At 35.0% G+C, this 8,794-nt stretch carries 7 protein-coding genes and 1 pseudogene; 5 read left to right on the top strand and 3 right to left on the bottom strand.

Annotation, left to right across the window (positions count from 1 at the left end; genetic code table 11):
* Window positions 1-260 precede the first annotated feature (260 nt).
* On the top strand, window positions 261-467 hold the full coding sequence (locus tag ABWO41_RS12360; protein WP_353138277.1) for a dodecin family protein: 207 nt from the start codon (window positions 261-263) through the stop codon (window positions 465-467).
* Window positions 468-544: 77 nt separating this feature from the next.
* Here ABWO41_RS12360 and ABWO41_RS12355 read toward each other — a convergent pair whose 3' ends face one another.
* The gene (locus tag ABWO41_RS12355; protein WP_353138274.1) at window positions 545-2,590 is read right to left on the bottom strand and encodes a M13 family metallopeptidase; all 2,046 of its coding nucleotides are present in this window, start codon (window positions 2,588-2,590) and stop codon (window positions 545-547) included.
* A gap of 333 nt (window positions 2,591-2,923) precedes the next feature.
* Here ABWO41_RS12355 and ABWO41_RS12350 point away from each other — a divergent pair, with 333 nt between their 5' ends.
* The 3 genes and pseudogenes from ABWO41_RS12350 to ABWO41_RS12340 all read left to right on the top strand — a co-directional run.
* Window positions 2,924-5,566, top strand: coding sequence for a valine--tRNA ligase (locus ABWO41_RS12350; protein WP_353138271.1), 2,643 nt, complete (start codon window positions 2,924-2,926; stop codon window positions 5,564-5,566).
* A gap of 219 nt (window positions 5,567-5,785) precedes the next feature.
* Window positions 5,786-6,037 carry a type II toxin-antitoxin system ParD family antitoxin gene (locus ABWO41_RS12345; protein ID WP_353138268.1) on the top strand — a complete coding sequence of 84 codons (252 nt, stop codon included), beginning with the start codon at window positions 5,786-5,788 and terminating at the stop codon, window positions 6,035-6,037.
* A gap of 88 nt (window positions 6,038-6,125) precedes the next feature.
* A pseudogene (locus tag ABWO41_RS12340) lies at window positions 6,126-6,329 on the top strand (type II toxin-antitoxin system RelE/ParE family toxin); the annotation flags it as partial.
* A gap of 132 nt (window positions 6,330-6,461) precedes the next feature.
* Here ABWO41_RS12340 and ABWO41_RS12335 read toward each other — a convergent pair.
* Window positions 6,462-6,905, bottom strand: a complete 444-nt coding sequence (locus ABWO41_RS12335; RefSeq protein WP_353138265.1) for a hypothetical protein — start codon at window positions 6,903-6,905, stop codon at window positions 6,462-6,464.
* A 69-nt stretch (window positions 6,906-6,974) separates the two neighbouring features.
* Entirely contained in the window at window positions 6,975-7,427 is a 453-nt protein-coding gene (locus tag ABWO41_RS12330) for a type I restriction enzyme HsdR N-terminal domain-containing protein (RefSeq protein ID WP_353138262.1), read from the bottom strand.
* Window positions 7,428-7,498: 71 nt separating this feature from the next.
* Between ABWO41_RS12330 and holA the strand changes: the two genes are divergently transcribed.
* On the top strand, window positions 7,499-8,503 hold the full coding sequence (gene holA / locus ABWO41_RS12325; protein WP_353138259.1) for a DNA polymerase III subunit delta: 1,005 nt from the start codon (window positions 7,499-7,501) through the stop codon (window positions 8,501-8,503).
* The last annotated feature ends 291 nt before the right edge of the window (window positions 8,504-8,794 follow it).

The following is an 8,794-nucleotide window of genomic DNA, read 5'->3' as shown; positions in this document are numbered from 1 at the left end:
TTATAGGTTAGAATCATTTTTATAGACATTAAAGTCAAGGCCATATTAATTCCGGAAATAACGGATATTTTTAATTCATAAAGTTAAGGTTGGGGCTTTATTGAAGTTAGGAACTACCTACCGCAGAACCTTATCCAGTAATATATAAAATTAAAAAATAAGAAAACATTGCTCCCGATTTTTAGTTGCTAATGTAAGAGCCTCTTTATAAGCGACATAAATAAAGTGGCTCCAATTGTGAAATCCTAAATTTTATTATTATGGCAGTTGTTAAAGTTATTGAAGTTATTGCTTCCTCAGAAAAAAGTTTTGATGATGCTGTTCAACAAGCAGTTAATGAGGTTTCTAAAACCATTCATAATGTTGATTCTGTTTGGGTAAAAGAACAAAAAGCTCATGTAAAAGATGGTAAGATTACGACTTATGGTGTTATTTGTAAGGTTTCTTTTAGAGTAGATAAATTATAATTTCTGAATGAAAGCAAAAAGTAAAGGCCGGTTACCATAGCAACCAGCCTTTACTAAGAAAAATGTTTAAAATTAATTTACCATATTTTTATCCGGTCTTCTGGTTTTTTATAGAGTTTGTCGCCTGGTCTAACATCAAACGCAGTGTACCATTCATCCATATTAACCAAAGGGCCAATAGTACGGTATTGTTCAGGAGAATGTGGATCCATCAGAATGTATCTTGATGCTGTTTCAGGTAAAATATTACCTCTCCAGACCTGGGCCCAGGATAAGAAAAACCTTTGATCAGGAGTAAATCCATCAATTTTTTCTTTGCTTTGACCTTCTTTAGTCATTTTAAATGCAGTATAAGCAGCATTTAATCCACCCAGGTCCCCAATGTTTTCTCCTAAAGTTAAGCGACCATTAACAGAAAGCGTATCCAATATTTTATAATTGTTGAACTGATTTACAAGTTTTTCCGTTCTGGCATCGAACTTTTCCCTGTCTTCTTTTGTCCACCAGTTATTTAAAGCCCCCTTAGCATCATATTGGCTACCGGCGTCATCAAAGCCATGGGATATTTCATGTCCAATTACTGCCCCAATTCCACCATAGTTTACAGCATCGTCTGCATTAGGGTCGAAGAAAGGGAATTGCAAAATACCCGCAGGGAAAACAATCTCATTCATTACCGGGTTGTAGTAAGCATTAACTGTTGGAGCTGTCATTCCCCATCTGGTCTTGTCTATAGGCTTACCAAGCTGATTTACCATGTCCTGATAAGACCATTTTTCTGCATTAGTTAAGTTTTGAAAATAGGTTTTTCTGTTGATAACTAAACCATTGTAGTCTTGCCATTTGCTGGGATAACCAATTTTTGGAGTAAATGCTTTTAGCTTTTCTAATGCTTTTACCTTCGTTTCGGCCGACATCCAATCCAGATTATTGATTCTGATTTCAAAAGCCTTTGATAAATTACGGATCATTTCGTCCATTCTGGCTTTAGCCTCTGGTTTGAAATATTCTGAAACATATAGCTGACCTAACAATTCGCCAATATTCTTATCTGTTTGAGAAGAAATTTTCTGCCATCTTGGGGTAGGAACTTTTTGTCCAGTTATCACCTGATTGAATTGAAAATTAGCCTTTACAAAATCAGAGCTTAAGTAAGCTGCTGCATTTTTTAGGATATTCCATTTCAGATATATTTTTAAGTCGTTTAATGGCCTTTGTTCAACCAATTTATTTGCAGTAATGAAAAAGTCGAGGCTGTTTACCAAAACATATTTTTCATTATTTACTAACATCTTCGGCAAAAGTTTTTCGAAGTTTATAGTTGGTGCATCCTTGGTTAACTGCTGAACAGAAAGCTTATTGTAAGTAAGTTGGGGATCTCTCAGTTCAACGCGGCTCATTTGTGCTTTGGCTAATTCTGTTTCCAGAGATAAAATAGTTTTAGCATAAATTGCAGCTTGTTCTTTTGCAGAACCTGTTAATACAAACAGTTTATTAATGTATTTTATATAGGCTTCTCGGATTTGTCTGCTTCGGTTGTCGTCCTTCAGGTAGTAATCCCTATCAGGAAGTGTTGTCCCACCCTGAAAAAATTGAGGAATCATTACCTCCGGATTTTTACTGTCTTGCTCGACATAAAGATCGAAAAGTGGAGAAGCCAGTCCCGATACTCTAAGGGTTGCCAAAGCATCAACAAACTGAGCTTTAGACGTTATTGCCGAAATTTTGGCTAAATCAGCTTGAATAGGAGTATAGCCTAACTTTTCGATAGTAAGCGTATCCATTCCGGCAGCATAAAAATCTCCAACACGTTTTTCTATTGATCCGGCAGGAGCATTGTTGTTTGCTGCGGCCTTAACCAAAATATCTTTAACAGCGTTGATGTTAAAGTCCATAAGTACGTTAAAAGAACCCCATTGGGTTTCTTTAGGAGGTACGGGATTGTTTTTTATCCAGGTCCCGCTTGCATAAGTATAAAAATCATCTCCTGGTTTAACAGAAAGATCCATATTTGCCGGATCGATGAATTTATCTTGTGCCTTGCTGGTGGGTTTGTCTGCATAAGCACTTAAGCAACACATTCCTGCGCACAGAGAAAGTATTAGTTTTGATTTAAGCCTCATTTTCTTTAATGATAATATCTACTAAAATACACTATTTGTCAGAGTTTTGTTTCAATTAAACAAGCTTGTTACTTGCATTATTTAGTTCATTGGTCCATTAATCATTAGTAGCTTTCGGTTGGATAGTGCTTTAACTTATTTGTATGGGTAATAAGTACTGTGTATTGTTGATAGTTCATCAGTTAAAATTAATCCATTCAGTAGATTTTGCCATTGACTAGTGATTTAGTAGTCATCTTACCTCTGATTTTAGTGACCTTCATGGATAAAATCCGATTGTTCATTTCACTTTGAAAGTGTATTTTTGCAGATTGTTAGATTTTTACACATCATATGAGCATTTCCAAGACGTATAACCCTAAAGAAGCAGAGAGTAAATGGTATTCTTACTGGTTAGAAAACAAGTTTTTTAAATCGGTTCCAGACGAACGTGAGCCCTACACCATTGTTATTCCTCCGCCAAACGTCACCGGAGTTTTGCATATGGGACACATGTTAAATAATACCATTCAGGACGTTCTGATTCGCAGAGCAAGAATGAAGGGAAAGAATGCTTGTTGGGTTCCGGGTACAGATCATGCATCTATTGCTACAGAAGCAAAAGTGGTTGCTATGCTAAAGGAGAAAGGAATTAATAAAAAGGATTTAACAAGGGTAGAATTTCTGAAATATGCTTATGAATGGAAAGAAAAGTACGGCGGAATCATTTTGGAACAGTTGAAAAAGCTGGGGGCCTCATGTGATTGGGATCGTACCGCTTTTACCATGGATCCAACGCTTTCGGAAGCGGTAATTGATACATTTATTCATTTGCATAAAAAAGGTCTGATTTATCGTGGTATCAGAATGGTAAACTGGGATCCGAAAGGTTTAACCGCTGTTTCTGATGAAGAAGTTATCCGTAAAGAAGTTAATCAAAAACTATATTATATTAAATATAAGCTGGCAGATGGAGATGGATTTGTAACCATTGCTACTACAAGACCAGAAACCATTATGGCAGATGCTGCAGTTTGCGTTAATCCCAGCGATGAACGTTACCTGCATTTACATGGCAAAAAAGTTCAGATTCCTTTAATTCATAAAGAAATTACCATTATTCCGGATGAATATGTGGAGGCTGATTTTGGTACGGGCTGTTTAAAAGTAACTCCGGCTCACGACCTGAATGACTATGAACTGGGTGTAAAACATCATTTGGAAGTAATTGATATTTTAAATGACGATGGTACTTTAAACGAAAAGGCCCAAATTTTAGTTGGTGAAGACCGTTTTATTGCGAGGAAGAAAATAGCTGTGTTATTGGAAGAGGAAGGCGCCTTAGATAAAATTGAAGAATATAAATCTCAGGTTGGTTTCTCTGAAAGGACAGATGCGGTAATAGAACCAAAACTTTCTTTACAGTGGTTCTGTAAGATGGGAGAGATGGCCGTTCCCGCTTTGGAATATGTAAATAACGGAGATATTAAGCTAATTCCTGAAAAGTTCATCAATACATACCGTCATTGGATGGAAAATGTAAAAGATTGGTGTATTTCGAGACAGCTTTGGTGGGGACAACAAATTCCGGCTTTTTATGCTCCTAACGGAGATGTTGAAGTAGCAAAAACAGCAGCAGCAGCTTTAAGTGCGTTTAAGGCCAGAGATGCAAAATATGCAGATTTAAAATTAGAAGATCTTCAACAAGATGAAGATGTGGTTGATACCTGGTTCTCATCCTGGTTATGGCCAATTTCGGTTTTTGATCCTTCGGTTTGTGGTCATCCCGAAAATAAGGGAAATGCAGACTTCCAATACTACTATCCAACTAATGATTTAGTTACGGCGCCAGAGATACTCTTCTTCTGGGTTGCCCGGATGATCATGGCTGGCCATGAGTTTACAGGCGAAATACCTTTCAGGAATGTTTACCTAACCGGTATTGTTCGCGATAAAATTGGTCGTAAAATGTCCAAATCACTGGGTAATTCTCCGGATCCTTTGGATTTGATAGATAAATACAGTGCAGACGGTGTTCGCGTGGGCATGTTGTTGAGTTCTCCTGCCGGAAACGATATTATGTTTGATGAGGCTTCTTGTGAACAGGGAAGAAATTTTGGCAATAAGGTATGGAATGCTTTCCGTTTGGTAAAAGGGTGGGAGGTAGATAATTCTCTGGCTTGCCAAAATGAACAATCTATAGCCTGGTTTGAGGCCAGATTTAATGAGGCATTGAAAGAAATTGAATCGAATTTTTATCAGTATCTATTGAATGAAGCTTTAATTGATTCATATAAACTGTTTTGGGACGATTTCTGTGCCTGGTACCTGGAAATGGTGAAACCAGCATACCAACAGCCAATTGATGCTGTTACTTATAAGGCTACGGTAGATTTCTTTGAAAGGATTTTGAAATTATTGCATCCGTTTATGCCTTTCCTTACAGAGGAACTTTGGCATGATGAAGTTTTTGGAGCAAGAGACGCAGAAAATTGCTGTATAGTAGCTCAAATGGAATCTTCACAAACTTTTGATACTAATATTCTGAAAGATATTGAAGTGGTTAAACAGATCGTTTCTGAAATTAGAAATGTGAGGAATACTAAACAGATCTCGCCTAAAGAAACTTTAACACTATCTCTTAAAAAGGGATCGGAGATTGATTATAACAACTATAAAAACATCATTTTCAAATTAGCTAATATTAGTGAGTTTAATGAGGTGAGTGATAAAATAACTGGCGCCGCTTCGTTTTTGGCTGGTAGGGATGAGTTTTATATTCCGTTAGAGGGAAATATTGATGTAGAGGCCGAGAAAGAGAAAATTGTTAAAGAAATAGCTTATTTAAAAGGTTTCTTAAAGGCCGTAAATGCAAAGCTGAGCAATGAACGGTTTGTGCAAAATGCTAAACCGGAAATTGTAGCAAATGAAAAGAATAAACAAGCTGACGCGGATGCTAAAATTAAGATTTTAGAAGAGACATTGATGGGTTTATAAGCATCTTCAATCAAAATACTAAAACTAAGGCACAAAGATTTGATTTTTGTGCCTTAGTTTTTTGTGCAGAGAACTTGTAATACTTTCGTCTTTTTGACGAGGGACAAGGAGAAATCCCTATGGTCTTAAGCAGAAACTTCTGTCCGGACAGGTCTTCTTATAAAAAATCGAGTTTGGATAAATTACCAATTTTTGGTAATTTTAGTAAAATTAAAAGCTATGGGACGAAACACATCTGTATCGCTTGGAAATTATTTTGAGAATTTTGTAGAGAACAGAATTTCAGAAGGTCGTTATAAAAATGCAAGTGAAGTAATCCGGGCAGGGCTTCGGTTGCTTGAAGAAGAAGAAAATAAAGTGCAAGCTTTGAAAAATGCCATTCAGGAAGGGATTAATAGTGGAATAGCTGAGAATTTCGATGCAAAAAAACATTTAGAAATCCTGAAAGCCAGGAAAAGAGAAAATGGCTAGGTACATTCTAACAAACAAAGCTGTCGAAGACCTTTCTAATATTTGGAATTATACTTACGAAATTTGGTAAGAAAATCAGGCAGATAAGTACTATCAACTAATTATTGAGACTTGTCAGGAAATTGCCAAAAGTCCAACTATTGGAAGAAGCTATGAAGAAATCTCAAAAAAGATTTTAGGGCTTAGGGTAGGAAAGCATGTTATCTTTTACAGAGAGCTAAAACTCAAAGAAATTGAAATTGTCAGAATTCTTCATGAAAGAATGGATTTAAAAAATAAACTTGATGAATAAAGGAAATTAAAAATAAAAAAGGTTCAGGTGACTTTTCTTTATTAAAAAAAACTATAAGCTTCTAGCTATTGAAGCTTCCTTAATCCAAGGATCTATTCGAATTAGTTATGTGTTTATAACTGAATAAACTCTTTACACAACTTTTTGCTGACAAGATCCCAGTTGGCGCAAGGTTTCTTTTATCTCCCATCTTTTTTTATCCGATTTAATATGGTCCAGATTTACGCTGTAAGCGTTTGAATGGGTATCGTAAATGATGATTTTATTGAACCTGGTTTCGAAATAAGCAATTTCATTTATTTGAATGGAAATGTCTTCCAGCTTTTCTCTGCTTCTGGATATTTTTAGGTAGTTGTCTTTTATCTGCAAAAAGCAGGTTTTTTTATTGTTTATAATATTGACTATTATGCAGATAAGTGTGACCGACGAAAGCGTAATAAAAATATATCTGTAGTCGAACAATGCGCTTTTGGAATACGAATACGCCAATAAAATTAACTGAATAGCTGTTAAAAGCATACAAAACTTCGCCACAAACCCACTTTCTCTTTTAACAAGGATTGATTTTTGATCCATTTTGTAATATTTTTACTTTATTACGTAAATGGATAATTTAAAGTTTCATTTTTTAAAACACTTCTAGCATTATTTATAATTTGGTATGTCCTGGATGAACAAGTAGCTCTTGTCTTCATAGTTCATTTTACAATGGTAATGGTCAATACCGTTTGTTGTAATTAGGTAATTTACTTTATGGACAAAGTTGTATCTCGCAATTTGATCAAAAACTTTTTGGTCTATTTTCACATGAGCAGCTTTGCATTCTACCAGAATATCTGGTTTACCATAAATATCAAAAATGACAATATCGGTTCTTTTCTGAAGTTTATTTAGTGTAAGTCCGCCCTCAAGCTTAATTAAAGATTTGGGGTACTTCTTGTGCAGAATCAGGTATTGAATAAAATGCTGTCTAACCCATTCTTCGGGAGTTAAAACCAAATTCTTTTTACGTATCTCATCGAAGATATAAAGTTGGAGTGCTTTCTTCGTTAACTTAAAAGGATAAGGTGGTAAATTTAAAGGTATGGGCTCAAACATGATGCTAAAATAAGACTGTAATTTTTAACATTGCAATTTATTTTGGTAATAATCTTTAATTTAGTCACCAAATGACAGCAGCTGATATTCTAAAAGAAATAAAAAACAGGAAGTTTAAACCTATTTATTTACTACACGGCGAAGAAAGCTACTATATAGATCTTATAGCCGATGCACTGGAAAATACAATATTGACTGAAGCAGAAAGAGGTTTCAATATGAGTATTTTTTACGGTAAAGATACCGATCCTGTGAATGTCTTAAATGCTGCAAAACGTTTTCCTATGATGAGCGATTATCAGGTCATTATGGTTAAGGAAGCACAGGATTTGAAATTCGATAAGATAGCAGATGCTTTTCAGGCTTATTGTGAAAAACCTTTGCAAAGTACTGTCTTAATACTTTGCCATAAATACAGTAAATTCGATAAGCGGAAGAAAGTATACAAGACCATAGAAAAAAGTGGTCTTGTCTTTGAATCTGCTACGATTTACGAAAATAAAGTTCCTGGATGGATAGATGAATTTGTAAGGGCCAGAGGGTATCATATCAATCCGAAGGCATCACAATTACTGGCCGAATATTTGGGTAACGACCTCGGTAAAATAGCAAATGAGGTAGAGAAGCTGATGCTTAATGTTACTCAGGGCCAGGAAATAGGAACCAAAGAAATTCAGGATAATATAGGTATCAGCAAAGAGTATAATGTTTTTGAACTTCAGAATGCTTTAGGCAGAAAAGATGTGTTAAAGGCCAACCAGATTATCAACTATTTCGAAGCAAATCCAAAGTCTAATCCTTTGGTGTTGGTAATGGGGAACTTATATACCTACTTTTCAAAAATTCTTAAATATCATTATTTACAGGATAAAGGGGAGGCAGCCAAAGTTCTGGGTGTAAATCCCTACTTTGTAAAAGACTATGAACTTGCAGCCCGAAATTACTCATGGGCTAAGGTTTTTGAAATTATCAGCTTATTAAGAGAGTATGATGCGAAGTCGAAAGGGGTAGACTCTACAGGAAATACCAACGATGGCGATTTAATGAAAGAGTTGGTATGGAAGATTGTACATTAAGAATACAAGTGTTTCAATATTTCTAAAGTGTTTCATAAGAAACACTTTTTTTGTTTCTGTAATCTACTGAAATATATCTTAGTTGTTTAAAATTTGTAAACTTTTTTAATTTTCAAAATATTTAAATTATTGATTACTAGTCTTTTGTGTGGTTTTTTTTGTAGACTTTTGTAACATGAATTCTTTTTAAAGTTTTTATTTTTTTAAATTTTATTATATTTATTATCAATAAAAATATGAAAACTATGGAAATAACTGATACAAAAGGTTCTAAAGTAACCTATACTCAGG

The organism is Pseudopedobacter sp., from assembly GCF_040392825.1.
Classification (GTDB): domain Bacteria; phylum Bacteroidota; class Bacteroidia; order Sphingobacteriales; family Sphingobacteriaceae; genus Pseudopedobacter.
This window is presented reverse-complemented; position numbering and strand designations above follow the sequence as displayed.

What these genes read in the sequence shown, in the direction of transcription:
- ABWO41_RS12345 (WP_353138268.1), top strand. Translation starts at nt 5,786, where the DNA reads ATGGGACGAAACACATCTGTATCGCTTGGAAATTATTTTGAGAATTTT.
- ABWO41_RS12355 (WP_353138274.1), bottom strand. Translation starts at nt 2,590, where the DNA reads ATGAGGCTTAAATCAAAACTAATACTTTCTCTGTGCGCAGGAATGTGT.
- ABWO41_RS12350 (WP_353138271.1), top strand. Translation starts at nt 2,924, where the DNA reads ATGAGCATTTCCAAGACGTATAACCCTAAAGAAGCAGAGAGTAAATGG.
- ABWO41_RS12360 (WP_353138277.1), top strand. Translation starts at nt 261, where the DNA reads ATGGCAGTTGTTAAAGTTATTGAAGTTATTGCTTCCTCAGAAAAAAGT.
- ABWO41_RS12330 (WP_353138262.1), bottom strand. Translation starts at nt 7,427, where the DNA reads ATGTTTGAGCCCATACCTTTAAATTTACCACCTTATCCTTTTAAGTTA.
- holA (WP_353138259.1), top strand. Translation starts at nt 7,499, where the DNA reads ATGACAGCAGCTGATATTCTAAAAGAAATAAAAAACAGGAAGTTTAAA.
- ABWO41_RS12335 (WP_353138265.1), bottom strand. Translation starts at nt 6,905, where the DNA reads ATGGATCAAAAATCAATCCTTGTTAAAAGAGAAAGTGGGTTTGTGGCG.